16 protein-coding genes and 2 pseudogenes are annotated in these 18,919 nt (G+C 38.0%); 6 read left to right on the forward strand and 12 right to left on the reverse strand.

What is annotated here, in order from left to right; genetic code table 11:
- Positions 1 to 7: 7 nt before the first annotated feature.
- The 7 genes from AC1TO5_RS12025 to AC1TO5_RS12055 are packed head-to-tail and all read right to left on the reverse strand — an operon-like array spanning position 8 to position 6,701.
- The gene (locus AC1TO5_RS12025; RefSeq protein WP_482063040.1) at positions 8 to 997 is read right to left on the reverse strand and encodes a glycosyltransferase; all 990 of its coding nucleotides are present in this window, start codon (positions 995 to 997) and stop codon (positions 8 to 10) included.
- Between the two features lie 28 nt (positions 998 to 1,025).
- Positions 1,026 to 1,553, reverse strand: a complete 528-nt coding sequence (pssE, locus tag AC1TO5_RS12030; protein WP_482063041.1) for a PssE/Cps14G family polysaccharide biosynthesis glycosyltransferase — start codon at positions 1,551 to 1,553, stop codon at positions 1,026 to 1,028.
- A gap of 13 nt (positions 1,554 to 1,566) precedes the next feature.
- Complete coding sequence (locus AC1TO5_RS12035; protein WP_482063042.1) at positions 1,567 to 2,106, reverse strand: VanZ family protein; 540 nt, start codon at positions 2,104 to 2,106, stop codon at positions 1,567 to 1,569.
- A gap of 25 nt (positions 2,107 to 2,131) precedes the next feature.
- Complete coding sequence (locus AC1TO5_RS12040; RefSeq protein ID WP_482063043.1) at positions 2,132 to 2,851, reverse strand: CpsD/CapB family tyrosine-protein kinase; 720 nt, start codon at positions 2,849 to 2,851, stop codon at positions 2,132 to 2,134.
- A 17-nt stretch (positions 2,852 to 2,868) separates the two neighbouring features.
- The gene (locus AC1TO5_RS12045; RefSeq protein WP_482063044.1) at positions 2,869 to 3,543 is read right to left on the reverse strand and encodes a YveK family protein; all 675 of its coding nucleotides are present in this window, start codon (positions 3,541 to 3,543) and stop codon (positions 2,869 to 2,871) included.
- Between the two features lie 21 nt (positions 3,544 to 3,564).
- A complete protein-coding gene (locus tag AC1TO5_RS12050; RefSeq protein WP_482063045.1) occupies positions 3,565 to 5,280 on the reverse strand; it encodes a permuted SH3 domain-containing protein in 1,716 nt (571 codons plus the stop codon).
- A gap of 23 nt (positions 5,281 to 5,303) precedes the next feature.
- Entirely contained in the window at positions 5,304 to 6,701 is a 1,398-nt protein-coding gene (locus tag AC1TO5_RS12055) for a sugar transferase (RefSeq protein WP_482063046.1), read from the reverse strand.
- Positions 6,702 to 7,047: 346 nt separating this feature from the next.
- Here AC1TO5_RS12055 and AC1TO5_RS12060 point away from each other — a divergent pair, with 346 nt between their 5' ends.
- The 4 genes from AC1TO5_RS12060 (at position 7,048) to AC1TO5_RS12075 (ending at position 10,253) form a co-directional block, all read left to right on the forward strand.
- Positions 7,048 to 7,185, forward strand: a complete 138-nt coding sequence (locus tag AC1TO5_RS12060) for a paeninodin family lasso peptide (RefSeq protein ID WP_482063047.1) — start codon at positions 7,048 to 7,050, stop codon at positions 7,183 to 7,185.
- A gap of 126 nt (positions 7,186 to 7,311) precedes the next feature.
- Positions 7,312 to 7,611, forward strand: a complete 300-nt coding sequence (locus AC1TO5_RS12065) for a PqqD family peptide modification chaperone (RefSeq protein WP_482063048.1) — start codon at positions 7,312 to 7,314, stop codon at positions 7,609 to 7,611.
- A gap of 23 nt (positions 7,612 to 7,634) precedes the next feature.
- Positions 7,635 to 8,519 carry a UTP--glucose-1-phosphate uridylyltransferase GalU gene (gene galU, locus AC1TO5_RS12070; RefSeq protein ID WP_482063049.1) on the forward strand — a complete coding sequence of 295 codons (885 nt, stop codon included), beginning with the start codon at positions 7,635 to 7,637 and terminating at the stop codon, positions 8,517 to 8,519.
- Between the two features lie 99 nt (positions 8,520 to 8,618).
- On the forward strand, positions 8,619 to 10,253 hold the full coding sequence (locus AC1TO5_RS12075) for an ABC transporter ATP-binding protein (protein WP_482063050.1): 1,635 nt from the start codon (positions 8,619 to 8,621) through the stop codon (positions 10,251 to 10,253).
- A 45-nt stretch (positions 10,254 to 10,298) separates the two neighbouring features.
- Here AC1TO5_RS12075 and AC1TO5_RS12080 read toward each other — a convergent pair whose 3' ends face one another.
- The 3 genes from AC1TO5_RS12080 to AC1TO5_RS12090 are packed head-to-tail and all read right to left on the reverse strand — an operon-like array spanning position 10,299 to position 13,653.
- A complete protein-coding gene (locus AC1TO5_RS12080) occupies positions 10,299 to 11,210 on the reverse strand; it encodes an HPr kinase/phosphorylase (protein ID WP_482063051.1) in 912 nt (303 codons plus the stop codon).
- Positions 11,207 to 13,225: an asparagine synthase-related protein gene (locus AC1TO5_RS12085; RefSeq protein ID WP_482063052.1), complete on the reverse strand. Its 2,019-nt coding sequence runs from the start codon at positions 13,223 to 13,225 to the stop codon at positions 11,207 to 11,209. Before AC1TO5_RS12085 ends, AC1TO5_RS12080 begins: the two co-directional genes overlap by 4 nt.
- A complete protein-coding gene (locus AC1TO5_RS12090; RefSeq protein ID WP_482063053.1) occupies positions 13,222 to 13,653 on the reverse strand; it encodes a lasso peptide biosynthesis B2 protein in 432 nt (143 codons plus the stop codon). The genes AC1TO5_RS12085 and AC1TO5_RS12090 overlap by 4 nt, the downstream gene beginning before the upstream one ends.
- Before the next feature lie 670 nt (positions 13,654 to 14,323).
- On the opposite strand from AC1TO5_RS12090, the pseudogene AC1TO5_RS12095 reads away from it, so the two are divergent.
- Positions 14,324 to 15,444: pseudogene (locus AC1TO5_RS12095) on the forward strand (benzoate/H(+) symporter BenE family transporter).
- 50 nt (positions 15,445 to 15,494) lie between these two features.
- Positions 15,495 to 16,220 (forward strand): NAD-dependent protein deacylase, encoded by a 726-nt coding sequence (locus tag AC1TO5_RS12100; RefSeq protein ID WP_482063054.1) that lies wholly within the window; start codon positions 15,495 to 15,497, stop codon positions 16,218 to 16,220.
- Between the two features lie 133 nt (positions 16,221 to 16,353).
- Here AC1TO5_RS12100 and AC1TO5_RS12105 read toward each other — a convergent pair whose 3' ends face one another.
- Positions 16,354 to 17,919: a glycoside hydrolase family 43 protein gene (locus tag AC1TO5_RS12105; RefSeq protein ID WP_482063120.1), complete on the reverse strand. Its 1,566-nt coding sequence runs from the start codon at positions 17,917 to 17,919 to the stop codon at positions 16,354 to 16,356.
- Positions 17,911 to 18,897, reverse strand: a pseudogene (locus AC1TO5_RS12110) (endo-1,4-beta-xylanase); the annotation flags it as partial. The gene AC1TO5_RS12105 and the pseudogene AC1TO5_RS12110, both read right to left, overlap by 9 nt.
- Positions 18,898 to 18,919 lie beyond the last annotated feature (22 nt).

Below are 18,919 nucleotides of genomic sequence, written 5' to 3' on the forward strand. Positions count from 1 at the left end.
ATTAGCTTTACTTATTAAATATTCTCTTGATGTTTTTATTTGCGGAAAAAATGAACGGAAAAGCAACAGAGTAAAGTGGATAGGTCATATTATTAACAGTCTTCATAAATATAGCTTGTCGGCTCGTGCTCTCAAGTAAAATTTTATTGGATCTCCACTCGGGGAAATGTTCAATTAATAGTCTCCAACTAAGCTGTAAAGCCATCTTTCTGTCACTTGCATTACCGATCTTACTCATCCTGAAAAACGAGCTACATAATAGAATTCTTGCAAAAAAGAACTCTAATGCTTCTTTGTAGTCATCATAATAATCATTTTCAATATAATACTTTTTAATGTTTATAAGTATTTGCAAAATATCAAGTGTTTTTAATGTAGATCTATTATTCAGGGAGGTGTTTCTTTGGAGATAGTGGATGTATGCAGGTTGTACATATGAATAAACGCTAATATAAGGAATTAATTTAACAAAAAACTCTACATCCTCATAGATCAAATCTACTGGGAATGTTACATTTGTATTCAGTAGCCATTCTCTTTTGTAGATCTTATTCCACACAACTGACCTACCAACCATTAACATTTCTTTCTTATCGTATATTTCCTTACCTATTTCAATATCTTCAGCGTTAGGATACGTGTGTCGCAAGTTACATTCCACTATATCGCTATCTTCTGCTTTCGCCTTCAAATACATATTTTCGTACATATCTAGTTCAACAAAATCATCCGAATCGACAAATCCGATATACTCTCCAACAGCAAACTGCATTCCAAAATTTCTAGCATCAGACAAGCCACCATTTACTTTGGAGTAGGCTTTGATATTATCATTATGTTTATATTGATCTATAATTTTTTGAGATTGATCAGTGGAACCATCATTCACTACAATAATTTCTATTTCCTTGAGTGTCTGATTAACTAGGCTATGTAAGCATTTATCAAGATATTGCTCGACGTTATATACCGGAACAATAATACTAACATGTATCATTTTTAACACCTCTCGCTCATATCTTTGCTCAATTCATGTCCTGCCCAACTCCTGTGGATCTATGCGTAGTAATCTGAGTATTCTCATTCAAGAAGATATCAATCATACTAACAATTCGCTCTCTTTGGGAAACATATTCCTTAAATTCCAAGACACTGCATTTCTCAATTAAATTAATTAAATGATCATTCTCATTGCAACACAAAATATAACCTTTTTGAGCAAAAGCACGTGCTATATCTAATTGATGATTATCAACATGCTCATTATATTTTTTGAGTCGAGGGTATACGATTATCGGTTTCTTATAATGAAGAGCCGCCACAATAGATCCAACACCGCTATGTGTGATAACCATACTTGACCTTTGAATATACTCGTCAAAATTTTTTTTATCAAAAAACGGATAACACTTATAATTTTTAGGTTTGTAATCGGAGTGTCCTACCTGGGCAATGATCTCCTCTTCTATTAAACCCTGTTCAACATACTCATCTATTTGTTGTAATAGCCGATTAAGTTGAAATTTCTGTGTACCGAGAGTAATGAATATCATATAATCTCCCTAACTACGATGTTTTTTTCACTAGTTCTTCTTCCAGATTGAGAATTTCAGCCTTTAACTGCCGAAACTTATTATAAATAACAAAGAAGATTGTTACGATTAAAATACCCGTCAACGAACCATAAGTGTCTATTCTTACATCAAACCATGTCGACCCTCTACCAGCTATAAACTGTTGACGGTACTCATCCAAATAGGCTAATATGAAGCATACTAATGATGCTCCCGGTATCGAAATCCACATTTTTTTTGTGAATAAGTTAATTAATACTGACAAAAACAATCCGATTAACAAGTACTCTATAAAGTGGGCAGCTTTTCTTACGAGCTCATTTGCTGTTATTCTCCAAAAAGTATCTTCCCTATTAACAGGAAGATTATTGTTGATCATAGTTTCCATAGTATATTTCACTATTTTCCCGCTTGCTATATTGGAATGTGTACCGCTCTGCTCTGACGCCGCTCGGGTGATCAGGATTATGACAAATAAAATTAGTACTGTAACTATAAAGACTGCTATTTTCTTTATCCCGAACTTCCCCATTTATGCCCTCCGCAAAAAGAGCCTTCTACTCTAATTCTCTTTTACTATTTTTGTTAATAAACTTCTTTCCATCCATAAAATAATCGAATGACCCAAAAAACTTTTTATAGTCATTTTTTTTCACTTTATTCAATACTACGCCCAGAAGATTGGCCTTAGCTTTTTCCAACTGTTGTTTTGCAGGACGCAATGAGTTCATTGAGGTTGCTCCAATTTCAACAACAAGCAGCGTCGCATCTACTTTTGCAGCGATTAAGGATGCATCTACGACGGATGAAAGGGAAGGCGTATCGAAAATAACGTAATCATACGCTTCTTTTGTTATTCTGTTTAGCTCTTCAAATTTGCTGCTACATAATAACCCTATTGGATTTCCCTCATTTTCACCACTATGCAAAAACGTTAGATTATTTATATTAGTTTGACACAGTACCTCCTGAAGGTCATAGTTCCCTGACAAATAATCTGATAAACCAAGTAATGAATTTCCACTAAGACGCTTTCCCGCAGCTGGTCGCCGCATGTCCCCATCTACCAATAGCACATTCCAACCTAATCCTGCCATCGTTATCGCTAATGTAATTGCTATGGAAGTCTTTCCCACTTTTGGCTTGCAGCTTGTAATTGCCAGTGTTTTATTTGGATTATGACTGCTACTTAAATGAATATTGGCCGTTAACATTGCGTAAGCATCTTGAACAGCCTTGTTTTCTTCGTTATAAACATTAAAGGTTTTAGTTTGCATATTTATGTGAGTACTCCTTAACTAATATTATGTCCGGGGATAATCCCAACAATTTTCAAACCCAAGCCCTTTTCAATTTCGGAAGTTGATCGAATTGTATTATCGAATAACTCCCTTAAATAGATAATCGCTAGCGAAAAAATTGCGCCAGCCATAAAACCAACAATTGCCTTTTTCATATGATTCACAGGGACTGAAGCCAAAGGCACACGAGCTTCATCTAAGATTCCAACTGAACTTGTGTTGGCCAACTGCCTTATCTCAGAAATAAATGATTGACTAACTGCATTGGAGATTTCTGTAGCTTGAACCGGATCATGCCATCTGACTACAATGGACATTACATTAGATTCTTTTTTCAAATTCACCGAAATGGCTGAACTAATATCGGTTACTTCAATTCCACGTTCATTAAGATTTTTTATTGCCGGATCTAATACTTTTCTCGATAATACGATATATCCGTAATCCTTAATCAGTTCCCGACTTAATGTAATATCCTGAAGATTAATGCTATCACCAGATAGAACAGAATTACTTTGTTTCATAATGTATAACGTGGTTTCAGTTTGGTACACGGGATAACTAGTTGCGTAACTGTATCCTCCAAGAAGAACTGAACCACCAATTGCGAATATACCAATAAACCAAAACTTACGAATAATTGCGTCTACTAATCTTTGAAATTCCATAATTCTCACCCTAGTTTCTATTTATCTTATGACAATTCGATCGCCGACCTTAAGACCATTTATAACTTCAACGGTCGTATCAGTTTCAATTCCTCTTACAATCTCTGTCGTAACAATTTCATTTTCTTTCAATAGTTCAACAAGTATTTTACCGTTTTCTACTCGAACGTTTGTTTTTGGTATAAGCAATACGTCGTTCTTCTCTACTTCCAATTGCGCTTGTACCAATTCCTCAAATTTTAGAGCAGGTATGTTATCCTTGAATTTCACATACAGATTGCTGATGTTTTTCATCTCTGCACTATTGTTCTGTAAGAATGAGTCTCCCGGTTGAGGTTTATACATCTCAACATTATATTTCTCAACACCAATAGTTAGTACAATACGGCTTGCATCATTTACGTAATGCGCATCTACTGCTGAGAATTGGAAAACAAGCTCTTTGGGATCAGCAATTTTTGCAAGTATTTGACTGTTTCCGATTATATCGGTAATGGAAACATTGTTTAGATAAGATACTACGCCGTCTACAGGAGAATAAAGTTTACTGTTTTCAAGACTTTCCTCTAATATTCTCAAACTTAATTCTGCGCTTTGTTGATCGTAGTCAGCCTGGAGCTTGTCATATTCAGTATTTTTCATTTGTGAAGTTAACTGTAATTTAAGTTGCTCTAGTTGTGTTTTTATTTGTAAAATATCACTTCCCGTTGCCTTTACTTTCTCATCATTTGATTTAGACGTTTGCTCTATGGTAAGCGTTGCTATATCAATTGATTTTTGAATGCCTTCCAATGCCAACTCCGCTTGGACCATGCGTAATTCAGCTTTAGTAAGATCTCCTTCTGATTTTTGAATGCCTTGCGAATTTTTCGTAGCAAGAGCTAGGTCTAAATCTAATTCAGAAAGTTGTTTACTTTTCTCAGTATTCACTAGATCTAACTTAAGTTGCTCTAGACGAAGTTTGGCTAGTTTTATATCATTCTCACTTACGTCAGTTTGCGATAGGCTATCGAAAACGGCTTGCTGTTCCGTAACAGCAGCACCTGCAGAAGTAATCTCGTTTTCAATTTGTTCAAGACGTATTTTAATTTTCTCGATTGCTCCCTCATCTTGATGCGATTCAAGCTCGGTGAGCTCCTTGGACACTGTAGAAGATTTCATTTGTATTTGCAATTGTTCCAATGCCAATTTAGCCTTATCTATCGTTAGTTTATTATCAGCAGATAGATTTTCTTTCTTTTCCAATAAGTTTGTAAGCTGTATTTGTGCTAACTCAATGCTTTTTCTGATTTTTTGAATTTCCGATTGGTTCGAACTCAAGAACTGTAGTCTCGCCTGTCCCTTCTCTACTACGATTCGTTGTGCCTCGAGCCGGTTTTGAATATCTGTAGGCCTAATCTCCGCAAACAAATCATCTTTTCTAACCTGATCATTCAAACCAAAATTTAACTTATCCAATTGGCCAGACACATTGTTAAAGTATAAACTTGTCGTTTTAGTAGGTACAATTTTTCCATTTCCCACTAGAGTTGTTATTGCAGTTCCCTTCTCTACTGTATAATAATTAGAGGAATCTCCTGCTCCCATTACTAAAGCCGGTTCGAGTTTTGTCTCCAGATTTAACCCCGTAGCGCAGGACGTTTGTAGAACAATAGTAGATATGCATACCGTTAGCATACTTATTTTCATTTTAATCATTCTTTTTCGCTTGTTTGTCTCGTATCTGCTGATCTGCACTTTGAATCCCTCCTGATATTTATTTACATTGCCCCACTCTTTTTCCAAAATACCATCTTTACCGTTTTCAATATAATCTTAATATCGAGCCATAATGACCAATGATCGATATAACTTGTATCCAATCTTACGACCTCTTCAAAATCCGTAATGTCACTTCTTCCACTTACTTGCCATAAACCGGTTAATCCAGGCTTAAAGCTTAACCTTCTTCGATGATAGGCTTCATATCTGCCAACTTCATCAAGCGTCGGTGGTCTCGTTCCCACTAGACTCATTTCACCTTTAAGTACATTAATAAATTGTGGAAGTTCATCTAGGCTGGTCTTCCGAAGAAGCCCCCCCACCTTAGTGATTCTTGGATCATCCTTGATCTTGAACATGAATCCGCCGTCTACTTGGTTTAATTTCATCAATTTTTCTTTTCGCTCTTCAGCATCTATGTACATTGTTCGGAATTTATAAATTTTAAACGTTCGACCATTTTGACCAACTCGATCTTGTGAGAAAATTGCTGGTCCCTTCGATTCTAGCTTTATGGCAAAGATGATAACGGCTGCAATTAACGTGGTGAGGGTTATTCCTACAAGAGCCCCTATTACATCAATTGCTCGTTTGTAAAACAGATTAACTGTATTTAAAGTCACGGAATGAAAGGTCAACATGGGGTAAGTGCCTAAGTAGGAGAGATAAGTTTTAGAAAATCTGAGTTCGTATAAATCAATAATCATTCGTACCGTAATTCCCATTTCCTCGCATCTTAGAATGTAAGGTTCAATTTTACTGACGTAATTACTAGGAAGAGCGATTGTGACTTCATCGATAGAGTTTTGCTTAATAATGGCTTCGAGATCATGAAGATAACCTAGATGGTAGTTTTTTCGGAGTTTTTTTTGCGGTTCGACTTGCACAAAACCAATAATATTTAATTGTATATTTGTCTTTAGCAAATACCTGCGTAACTTCTTTGACATTTGGGGAGTTCCTACAACTATTGTTCTTGGAACCCAAATTTTACTAAATCTTTGCAAATAAAAGTTGCAGCTAAATCTTGCTATAACGAGAAGAACTAATGATATACAAATATATATTCCAAAAAGCAATCGGCTGATATGAGTTTCCTTAATAAAAAAGATTAATGCAGCTACTACAATGGCGGATACAAAAGAAGAATAGAAAATGTTACGAATAATCCGGTCGGTATACATAAACGTTGTTTTGTCATACATCTTTTTAATATTCATCAAAAATATCCACGCCGGTATAAAAATAATGAGTATCCAGACGTACTCCATTATTGGGAACAGGTTAGTAAGGTTCTTTGTAATTATAAAGGACAAAATGAACGATGCGACCATTGTGACCACATCAATGAAAAACTGTATTAAATTAACGTTTGCCAGAAGATTTGATTTATGCATACTGTTCCACCTACCTTATAGTTACTAGATTAGAACAAATATACTATACATCTTTCTACTAATCCACTACTTTTATGACAAAAAAAAGAAAATCACTTCTTTTTTTTGTAAATTATATCTTGTAATATCAATGAATACGATTGCAAATCTTTTAATCTATTTACTAAAAAAAAAAGATTAGAATTTCATTATTTTCTCTTGTAAAAAATGGTAAGTAGTTGTAAGATATTAGACAAGATTCGAACCATTATTTAGGTTAAATTCCTATAATGTCTATTTTTCAGGCTATACTATGCGAATCGGGAAAAACGCATTGCACTCTTTCTAAAGAAAGGTGGTGAGCACAATGGAAAAAATGACATGGACACAACCAGAGATTAAGGAACTAGACGTGAAAGAAACGGCAAAGGGTACTCAGTTTAAAACTAATCCCGACGGAATGTTTACAGACCCAGATGGTAATAATTGGTGGTCAATGTCTTAATTGAAAACAGTTGAAACCGCAAACTGATAATAATGACTAATCTGTTTGCGGTTTCTTCTTTTCTAGATATTTTATGGAATTATAGTACAAATCACTGGAATAATTTATCTATGAGGGGTGTAATTATTGATCGACAGTCGGTTACAGTTGAGTGACGAGGTAGTCCGTAACGATGATATTCCTACAACAGATTTGGATGGAGAAATAGGCATGATTCAAATCGAAACCGGTAAGTATTATGCACTCGAAGATGTAAGTAGCTCTATCTGGAATTTAATAGATTCGCCAATTCACATACAACATGTTGTAGACAAACTAAAGGTTTTATATGAAGTAGATGAAGCTACCTGCTCGGAACAAACACTTCAATTTCTAAATTCGCTTTTGGACTTAAATCTAATACGATTAGTTACTACAGAAAAATAGAAAAAGGATAGGGAGTGTGATTTATGATGCAAAAAGTCAAAAAGGTAATTATTCCCGCAGCAGGACTTGGTACCAGATTTTTGCCTGCAACAAAAGCAATGCCAAAGGAAATGCTTCCGATCATTAATAAGCCAACTATACAATACATCGTGGAAGAGGCCATTAATTCAGGAATTGAGGATATTATTATTGTAACCGGAAAAGGAAAAAGAGCGATTGAAGACCATTTTGACAATTCCTATGAGTTGGAAGAACGGTTATTCGAATCAGGTAAGCTACAATTGCTTGAAGAGATCCAACGCTCTGCTAAAGTAGAAATTCATTATATTAGACAGAAGGAGCCCAAAGGACTCGGACATGCTGTATGGTGTGCAAGAAGATTTATAGGAGATGAGCCGTTTGGAGTATTGCTTGGTGATGACATCGTAACAGGTCAAGTCCCTTGCTTGCGCCAGTTGATAGATGTATATGAGAATACTGGCCAATCAGTCATTGGTGTTCAAGAGGTCCCTTATGATGAGACTCACCGATACGGCATCATTGATCCAGCAGGACAGAAAGATAGATTATACAATGTCAACCGTTTCATTGAGAAACCGAAATCAGGTACAGCGCCATCTAATCTCGCAATAATGGGTCGTTACGTATTCACCCCGAAAATCTTTGATTTTCTTGAGAAGCAAGAAATCGGTGCAGGAGGCGAAATCCAACTGACTGACGCGATTCAGAAACTTAATGAGTATGAATCTGTGCTTGCATATAATTTCGAAGGTACTCGTCATGATGTTGGTGAAAAGCTTGGTTTCATTCTAACAACCCTCGATTTTGCTCTCAATACTTCGGATCTGCGAGAGCCGCTACTGAAAGCAATGGCAAAGCATCTTGAAAATAATCGCGTCCTCTCATAGACATCTAGGAGGCGATCAGAAATTAACAAGTTCAAGCAATTAACCGACTGGAACGTCTATATCTGGCTGATTAGACAAGTTCGCGGCTATTGGGGATTATTGACGCTAATTACTTCCCTCAACATTATTATTTCAGTAAGCTCAGTAGCAACCGCGATTGTGTCCATGAAAATGATTGATACATCGATTGAAAAAGGATTTTCCGAATCCGCATTTTATATTTTTCTATTTGCATTCATCCTTATTACACAGATCGTTCTTGGGGCTTATCTCACCATGAGAGTCACCAAATTCAAAGAACTGCTAAGTTATAAATTACAAAAGCAGTTCCTAGATCGCCTGTTCAGGACAGAGTGGAGCAGCTTGCACAAATATCATAATGGAGATATTCAAACCCGATTAACTAGCGACGTGACTAACGTTGTTGACGTTTGGGCAAACACGTTTCCAAGTATGATATCCCTGTTTGTACAGTTAATTACGGCATTTACGACACTTTGGTACTTTGATAGTACCCTGGCTATATCTGCTTTCTTGGTAGGCCCCTTCTTTATTCTAATTAGTTGGTTTATAGGACGTAAATTAAAAAAGTTTCAGCATCATATTCAATCTGCGGAAAGCCAGTACCGATCGTATCTGACGGAAAGTGTTCATCATTCCCTAATCGTAAAGACATTCGAGAACGAAAAAGAAAGTATAGGGAATGTCGATCGACTCCAAAAGAACAAATTGTTCTGGGTAATGAAACGCCAAATGTATGCTGTTACTACTGGGGTTAGCATGGGAATCGGCTACCGTATCGGTTTTTTCCTCGCATTTGGCGTAGGAGCATTCAAATTATCGGCCGGCACTACGAGTTTTGGTACTTTTACAGCCTTTTTGCAATTAGTCGGACAAATTCAAGCACCTATGGAAGGATTGTCACGCTCATTGCCTCTTGTGATTGCAGCCGCCGCATCTGCAGAACGACTCAAGGAATTTGAATCTTTAACATTGGAAGCAGAAAAATCGAAGGATGTTCATTCCCAATCAACATTAAACTCCCTTACTCTTGATCGTGTTCATTTTTCCTATGAGGAAAGCAGTCCTATCCTAATCGATGTATCATTAAAAATAAATCAAGGTGAAATTATCGCGATTGTAGGAACGTCTGGTGAAGGGAAAACGACACTGCTGCGTCTCTTACTCACTTTGATTCAGCCTCAAGAGGGACAATTATGTATCTATGATGGAGATAGACAGAAACATATTCTATCCTCAAACACACGATCATATTTCTCCTATGTACCTCAAGGAAATACATTATTATCAGGTACAATTGCTGACAATATCCGAATTGGCCTGACATCAGCTACTGACAACGAACTTATAGAAGTTGCCAAACAAGCATGTGCATGGGAATTTATCGAGAAGTTACCGAATGGATTAGAAACGAGAATAGGTGAAGGAGGATATGGATTATCTGAGGGACAGTCGCAGAGAGTTGCTCTTGCCCGAGCGCTATTACGGCCAGCCCCTATTCTATTACTAGACGAGGCTACCTCTGCACTTGACTTAAACACGGAATGGGAAGTTATTAGTAGTCTTAAGCGAATGGCACCTCTAAAAACATGTATCGCAATCACGCATCGATTATCCGTCGCTGATATATGTGACAGAATCTACGAACTTAAGAATGGACAATTGATTGAGTTAGAGAAAACCAAAGTTAAAGTGAGTAGGCTGTCCCAATAATCATCATAGATGACAATGGGGCAGCCTCTCGTTTTATTTTTAAGCCTATATTTTGTCCAACACCATTATAATTTTGTTAATTTGCTCTTCAACCGTAAAGCCTTTCATTGGTCGTTTCAACCTATATACTTTAATTGTTGAAGCAATTTTGGAACATTGTTGAAAGTGTTGTACTTCCATCCCATTCACTTCGATAAATAGAAATCTATAGGTATTGCGTATGATGATTGCAAGCTTTTCTGTCCCTTCTACTTCCTCTAATTCAACCTCCGAGCCCGAATGAGTAGAAAGTTCAAATAGCGCGCATAACTTCCTGCTTTCTGCAATGAATTGATCGCTACTTGGCACATGATATTTATCTCGTATTCCCGGAATTCGTTCGAGGCCGTCTAACCCTCCAAAGATCATAGTAGCTGTATCACCACACAATTTCTGCTTAGGGAATGCTGGCATAATCCAGGCATCACCGTTCCCCTCAACCTGTAAAGCAGAAATATCATCCGCAAGAAAAGAATATCCTCGCTTGATGAGCGAAGCGGTTAAGGTCGATTTCCCTGCTCCTGAATCCCCTGTAATTATGACTTCTTTATTATGCAGTGACAAGGCACTACCATGCATCGGGATAAGTCCTCTTTGTAGTAATAATACTCCTATACATGTACCTAGAATAAATAATTCATTTCTATCGTCAGGCATCTGTGTGTCATTATGTATCGTGATTTCCCTTCCACTATTTATCGAGAAAGCACCTAATCCTTTAATCCGAAATGAAAAATTTTCCTTTCCTTCGCTCCAATATGCGTTCTCTCCTAGCGGCCCTGGAAACTGGACAGAAATTTCCCCTTCAATAATGCGTACTTCAGTAGGTCCATCTGATGGTAACAACCCGTTCAAAAAATAGTCAGACTCCAAATTTAGTCCAAACGCCTTATAATAGTACTTATTTTCGCTACTCATTTAACCACCCCACTTGAAAAAGATCGATTAAAATTAATAATAAATCTATAAAAAATAATTACAATTAGCGTTAAGCGCACTGTTAAAACATCATTATCTTCTAGACATTTATCCATTGCATTTCTTATTTCTTGGAGCTTCTTCATCTCTACATAATGTTCTATTTCTCTACTATCAAGTATGGCATCCATCTCTTCAACAACCTTGTTCCATACTGGCTTCAGTCTGTGTATCATATCGGCGCTCTGCCGACCTTTAGTCATTGTATTGGTACGTATAGATTCTGGTAAGACACCTTTCATAGCTCTGCGTAACAAGTACCGGTCGTTCCCATTCTTTACATACTGATCTGATGGAATAGACAGGCAAAACTCAACTACTCGTCGATCTTTAGAAGGGTCACGAATTGTTATATGATTAGCCAGAGACAATTTAGTTTCCGTAGCCGCTATTTGGGTCAATCCAATGTGACCAACACGGTGCGCTCTATCTTCCTCATAGTCATAATTCTTTGGAGTCAGCAAGTTTGCGCCCAGATCATCTAATAGTTTATCTATTCCCCACTTCCTGACCAAAGACCGATTCACAATTACATTATTATATCGATCAAAGTCTTGAGCGCGACGTCGATCTCGCCAGCTTCTTATGTTATAGGGCATAATGACTTGTGTAGCTAACTTATAAGCCTTCTTTATCGGTACTTTCATCATTCGACTTATTGCATGAATTTCCTTAGCGGTAGCAATTAGCTTACCTGACCTGTATAATGTCAGCAAATGAATATCGAATTCCCCATAAGATATGGTACTATTACCCATCTGACCATTCAACATTACGCTACAGTTCTTATCCTGAGCGTTCTGCAACATGGGTACATACCAAGTCATGTTTTGAAAAATTTTATATGGCTGTTCCAAGATTTCAATGAACTTGTCTATATCAGTCAATGAGCTTGTCCCTTCAAAACTGCAATACGAGACATCGATGTTTGGATAAGCTTGGGCCACTAAGTTAATCTCATTTGATTCGTTGTATATGTTATGCTTGGCTGGCACCTCGTTAAACCCTTCTACTGGTACCGAAGAAAACGCGTATAGTTTGCGGTTAGACTTTTCCAATTGCTTAGCCGCCACGCATGCTACAGAGCCTGAATCCATACCACCACTTAGCATTATTGCTATTTCTCCTGCACTCCTTAGACGACAAGAAACAGCTTCATCAAAAATCTTGTTGAATGCTTCTACATATTCCTCATCCGTCTGGAAACGGACTGGTTTAACATCCTTTAAAATATCCCAATATTGAATTTGCTTAACCCCATCATCATTCACGATAGCATAGTTAGCGGGAAGGAGCTGATAGATACCACTATATATCGTTTCGTAATTGTCAATATTATGCTGAAGACCATCAATTGCTAGAAACCCCGCGATCCACTTTTCATTCAGCTCTGCCCTCATGCCTGCAATACCGAGCAATGGCTTCTCGATCGTACTGAAAGCGAACATATCCGAAACCATTGTAAAGTACAACGATCGCGATCCCATTACATCACGAGCACAATATAGCTCTTTACGATCCTTATCCCAGATTGCAAAAGCATAGTCTCCTATCAAGTATTTCGGACAATCATACCCCCACTTCTCGTATGCACAAAGAATTAATTCACTGTCGGTAATTGTGGACATATCCGTATCGTCCATGCCGAATGAATCTAGCAGCTCCTTCCTATTGTCAATAATGGCGTCCGCTGTTATTATGTAACGATTATTGACGCTTCTTCTTGGCAGTTGTTCTAAGCGAGATTCTGGTGTGTTAAAGATTATCCCGCAACCAAGATATACACCGTTATCCTCTGTATTTTCAACGTAATCGTAATTGTAGATTTGAAGTTTTTGAAATATTTGAGGTCCAAATTCAGCTGCTTTAGCTTGATCCTTAGGTGTGAAAATTCCACATATGACTCCCATCTCTTCACTTCCTACTCCCGTGATAACGTTCTCATATTCATTCAATGCTGCATGCCTACCGCTTCTTCTCTGGTGAGACTAGAAAAATGCATAACACTCTTAAAATTCTCACTCTCACTGGCTCCGGTAATAATTAATTTCCCACAACGTAGCCAGGCATGAGCTATTAGCTTATTGGATTCATCCTTCGACATCCCAAGATATAACGTGCTAGGTGTCCTTAGTATTCTAAGAATAACCTGTGCGGTAATTGCTCTTACTAGACACTTGCTCTCCCATGGTGTGTAGTTGCCTATCATCTCTACTGCATAGCCGATCTTCGCTGCTTTCTTAAGCACCTTACATTCCACTTCGAGGGTGGAATGTATATTCTTCTTGCCTAGTATTGGGGCAATATGTTTGAATGGTAGCACTATAATCCCCAGTCGAACTACACCCATCAAGCAATAAACAATAACGTAGATCACCTTCATCTTCCACGTAAGGCTCCGAAACCAAAGTAATTGTCTTTTCCATACTTTTATCGGTATCACCATCCACAATCGTTCATTTTTCCAAGTCTGTTTATTAGTTTTTATTATTATGTTAGCATATTTGACAAACTAATAATCGATACGACTCTCTCTAGTTAATAAAAGTATCTATTAGAAATGTCTTAGGCTGCTTATACCCTTGTAATTATTATATTATATTCCTGGATTCCTGACTACCAATTTAAGGTATATTTACATACCGTTGTACGAAAACACCGTTTTTTTTAATGTTTGCATTTATTTAACGCCAATACTGGTGGTGATATGCTTCAACATTTTTTCATTTACTAGAATCACAGTTTGTTTGATGGATAAATTGGACTATTGACACTAAACTGAACAATTTTAATGAGGGAATATGCCTGAACTCGATAGGTATTAATAGCCTAGCGTTCCATGAATGCGGATATGATTATATCAGTGGACTTAATTTTTCAACTCTGTATTCAGATATTCTAGCGATGTGAAATACTTGTGTAACTTTCACAAATATAGACTCTTTATTTTGCTATACTGTATAAGTAGCAATTACGTAATACAATATTAAGGAGTTCGAGCAAGCATGATCGTAAATCAACAACAAGTAGCAACAGGCATGAGTTCTGCATTAATGGCGTGTACAGGCGGAGCAATATTAACGATTCACAGCGCTAACCATCTAGGTTTCAATGGAAGAGAACTACTTTCTTGGTTATTCGTCTCTTACGCTGTAGCAGGATTATTCAACTTATTTCTTGCTTTGCGATACAAATTACCGATTGCTGGAGCACACTCCATTACCACTGTCGCATTTTTAAGTACCGTTTCTATACAATTAACATTACCCCAGCTTACGGCAAGTTTCTTAATGTCGGGGCTCATTATTGCAGTGCTTGGATTCACTGGTATATTCAATGTTCTATTCAAACATATTCCACGATCAATTATTGATGCTATGCTTGCAGGTATCATTATGCAATATATATTAGAACTCATCCCTTCATTCAAAGCTAACCCACTTGTCGGTTTACTTGCCCTGATCGGATATTTTGTGGCACCTAGAATTTTCAAAGCTGTTCCACCTATTATTGGTGTCATTGTATTTGGTCTAATCGGATTATTATTCACTTATACATTTCCACAAGTAACACCAATTGCATACGAATTCCCTATATGGATAACACCTGAATTTACATGGCAGGGATTAATTTCGATAGCTATTCCAATTGCAGTGCTCATATTAAGCAATGATCTAGCAGTATCATTAGCCTCATTAACTAAGCAAGGTTATAAGCCACCAATTAATCGAATAATTTCTTATTCAGGTATCGCTTCTGCATTAGGCAGCTTTTTCACAAGCATTCTATCAATACTGGTGGCATGATGACAACGATCTGCAGTAGTGATGAAAGTGGCGAGCATAAGCAACGTTATCGTGCAGCTGTTGTTTCCAGTGTGCTTTGCATTATTTTCGGTATTTTTGCTTGGAAGCTAGTCCCATACATTACATCACTTCCGCAATACTTTATTGCAACGATTATTGGCTTTTCATTGTTAGGAGTCCTTCTTAATAGTATGAGTTCATCATTTGCCGATACAAAAAATAGCTTTCCTGTCGTATTTGCCTTTATTATTTCTGCAGCTAACATATCTTTTTTTGGTATTTCTGCTGCATTGTGGTCACTAATTGTAGGTACCGTATTAAGTGTAGCATTGCGTGAACGAAAATCTAAACAACCTAATGAGCAGTAAATAAGTAGTAGTTAATAAGTAATTCATGAACTGGAGATGTGAACATATCTATGCTTAATCAATTAGTTGAACAAATAAGAAAAGCTAACTTTATTACTGTGCTATCGGGTGCCGGCATTAGCACTGCGAGTGGAATTCCAGACTTTCGTTCACCGAATGGGATCTATTCACAAGTTAATAACGTTGAATATTTACTATCTGAAGGATATTACGCAACTCACCCCAAAGACTTTTGGACAAACTTCAAAGACATTTTTCTAATGGAGCGGATGCAGCAATACGAGCCTAATATTACACATACGATGCTGGCTGAACTCGAAGCTCTCGGGAAAAAGGTTACGATTGTTACGCAAAATGTAGATGGATTGCATCGTAAAGCTGGGAGTCGTCATATTCTCGAAGCTCATGGCTCCATCGATCATGCTCATTGTCCTAAATGCAAGCGTAGTTTCGATTTGAATTATGTTATGGCTGAGAAGATTCCACGTTGCGAGCATGATAACTTCATATTAAAGCCTGATGTTGTCCTATTTGGCGGTATCGTGCGTCATCTGCCTGAAGCTTATGAAGCAAGTGAGCAATGCGATCTATTTCTTACGCTTGGGTCGTCGCTGCAAGTATTTCCGGTAAAGGAATTGCCTTTCTACGCCAGTCGGGCTAGCCAGCCTAAGCTAGCTATTATTAACTACGAGGCTACTGAGCTAGATTACTTGTTCGATATCGTTATACACGATGATCTTGTCGCAAGCTTTCAATATATTAAACAGCATTTGTAGCTTATAGATAGTTCAAATAAAAGCGAAAATAAGCGTAATATATTCTATTGTATGAACAGAATATATCACGCTTATTAATTTTAATATAGCAATTGTCTGAAAAGATTATGGAGCTAGCTCAGCTTCGATTGAGTTATCGTGCTTCATATTGGAAATATTCGAACTTAGCTGGGGCTGCTGTAGCCTGCTTTGTTCCGTTAGCAAACATCCCTATACATACACCAGTAAATGAACCGTCTGAATCTGGTGAAATATGACTAGCATCCGCACTAGCAATCGAATGCCATTGCTTACGATCCAGTGAATATTGCAGCTCATATTGCTTTTCGGTAGAGTTAATAGCTAACCATACGCCTGTTTGCTTCGTAACAGCGAGGAAGCTAGCTTCCTCCTGCTTATTCTTCATCGTAATCGCAGCAATTCCGAATTGTCCGTCCTGCTGACTTACGCCTATAGCATAAAACGTATTGTCACTTAGTCGTGCAGCAATACCTGCATGCTCCCCATCAACTACAGGAGCAAACTCCATATACGTTTCAATGCGCATCGCATGATGAAGCTGACGACGGCATACGTATAAATTATTTTGGCCATCCTTCAAGCTATATTCATTACCGACTAATGTTAGCCATCCATCGTTGCTACACAATGAAACCGCTGATTCAGAAGGCAGCACACGAGTATAGATCCACTCCATATGGAGTGGTTGCTGTGCCGAGAATGTCGTTACATTTTTTTCTGGCGCGGCTTGCATAACGATATCTTCACGAGGTTGTAGTGTCGGAACGGTAACCGACATTGCTAGTTCTACATGACCTTCGTTATTATCAATAATCGGCCAGCCATCTACCCATGTCACCGGCGCAAGGTATGTTTCACGACCTAACACACTACCACGATCATTACGCAGACGAACCGCTAGAAATAGCGCCCACCAGTTGCCGTCAATATCATCGATTAGCTCCGCATGACCTGTATACTGAATCGGGTGCTCCTTTATCGCATTATGCGTAAGAATGGGATACTCCAACATTTCAAAGGGACCATACGGATGATTGCTACGTCCAATAATTTCGCGATGCATCGGACCAGTACCACCTGAAGCCGTCATCATATAGTAAATGCCGTTAATTTTATACAAATGTGGACCTTCAACCCACGGTCCTTCATCCCCCTCGAATACAACAACTGGCTCTGATAATACCTCTCCTGTAGCGACATTTATCTCATATTGAATAATATGAGAGGTTTCGCCAAAACCAGCTTGAATAGAAACATACACTTTACCATCATCATCGAAGAACAAGGATGGATCAATATTTCCATAAGGAATCTTAATCGGATCACTCCAAGGACCTGCTGGATCAGCCGCTGTAACATAGAAATTGCCGATGCCGTATACATCCGTTGTAATCATATAGAACAAGCCATCATCATAACGAAGTACAGGAGCGTATATTCCTTCTGAGCTATTACGAGTAAGCAAATTGACTTGACTCTCCCTCGTCAATACATGCCCGATTTGCTTCCAGTTGACAAGATCTTTACTATGAAAGATCGGCACACCAGGGAAGTATTCGAATGTACTAGTTACCATATAATAATCTTCACCAACGCGAATCGCACTTGGGTCAGGATAAAACCCTGGAAGAATTGGGTTTGTATATTCAATTGTTCTTGTCAGCTCATGATCGACCAAGCGCCAGAAAGAATCCTTTGGCTCATGCTGTTCATCAAATACAAATGGCCAGTTTTTACGACCTTTGACTGGGAAATCATCAAGCCAAGTGTAGTCCTCTGCTGCACCCCAGAATGTTACAGCTGTAATAACATCCTTATATTCACGGAATAAATCAAAAATTTCTTTATAGCGCACTGCTTGCTTCGCTAGTATTTCTGCTGTTGGTGCAGTAAGATCCGTCCGACGATCCTCATAATCGAAGACAGATATATCAAGCTCAGTAAATTGCAGTTGTAGCCCTAGAGCTGCATACTTCTCAATCGCTTCGCGAATGTCTGCAATACTTGGCCCTGAAAGATTCCAATGCCCTTGCAAGCCAATACCATGAATAGGTACCCCGCGATCTTGTAGTGACTTCACAAGCTTAATAATTTTATCGCGTTTCTCTGGATTGCATTCATTGTAGTCATTGTAGAATAACAGCGCATCCGGATCAGCCTCATGTGCATAACGGAAGGCATGCTCGATGAAATCTTCACCGATAATTTGTAGCCAACGCGAATCACGCAGCCATATGTCACTCTTATCCTCAATAACCTCGTTCACAACATCCCAAGCATAGATGCTTCCTTTATATCTGCCAACAACGGTATCGATATGAGCTTTCATACGAGATAGCAATAATTCACGAGATGCTGGTTCGCCATTTTCACCCTCAAATATCCAATCCGTCGTCTGATTATGCCATACTAATGTGTGACCTCTCATCTTCATGCCATGCTGCTTCGCAAAAGCTAATAATTCATCCCCTGCCTCGAATGTATAGCGGTTCTCTTCAGGCTGAACATTAACAAATTTCATATCATTTTCTGCCGTAATGCTATTAAAATGTGTAGCTAGTAGTTTTTCTGAACCTTTAATAGTCTCAAGGTTTACTGCTGCACCAATATCAAAATAGGACTTATAAACTTCCCATAATTTCGGAATACTGCTCATCCAATTTCCCCTCCAACTATTC

Source organism: Paenibacillus sp. Y930 (assembly GCF_056786375.1).

Coding starts and splice junctions, on each gene's coding strand:
- AC1TO5_RS12025 (WP_482063040.1), bottom strand. CDS start 997: ATGATACATGTTAGTATTATTGTTCCGGTATATAACGTCGAGCAATAT.
- pssE (WP_482063041.1), bottom strand. CDS start 1,553: ATGATATTCATTACTCTCGGTACACAGAAATTTCAACTTAATCGGCTA.
- AC1TO5_RS12035 (WP_482063042.1), bottom strand. CDS start 2,106: ATGGGGAAGTTCGGGATAAAGAAAATAGCAGTCTTTATAGTTACAGTA.
- AC1TO5_RS12040 (WP_482063043.1), bottom strand. CDS start 2,851: ATGCAAACTAAAACCTTTAATGTTTATAACGAAGAAAACAAGGCTGTT.
- AC1TO5_RS12045 (WP_482063044.1), bottom strand. CDS start 3,543: ATGGAATTTCAAAGATTAGTAGACGCAATTATTCGTAAGTTTTGGTTT.
- AC1TO5_RS12055 (WP_482063046.1), bottom strand. CDS start 6,701: ATGCATAAATCAAATCTTCTGGCAAACGTTAATTTAATACAGTTTTTC.
- AC1TO5_RS12060 (WP_482063047.1), top strand. CDS start 7,048: ATGGAAAAAATGACATGGACACAACCAGAGATTAAGGAACTAGACGTG.
- galU (WP_482063049.1), top strand. CDS start 7,635: ATGATGCAAAAAGTCAAAAAGGTAATTATTCCCGCAGCAGGACTTGGT.
- AC1TO5_RS12080 (WP_482063051.1), bottom strand. CDS start 11,210: ATGAGTAGCGAAAATAAGTACTATTATAAGGCGTTTGGACTAAATTTG.
- AC1TO5_RS12090 (WP_482063053.1), bottom strand. CDS start 13,653: ATGAAGGTGATCTACGTTATTGTTTATTGCTTGATGGGTGTAGTTCGA.
- AC1TO5_RS12100 (WP_482063054.1), top strand. CDS start 15,495: ATGCTTAATCAATTAGTTGAACAAATAAGAAAAGCTAACTTTATTACT.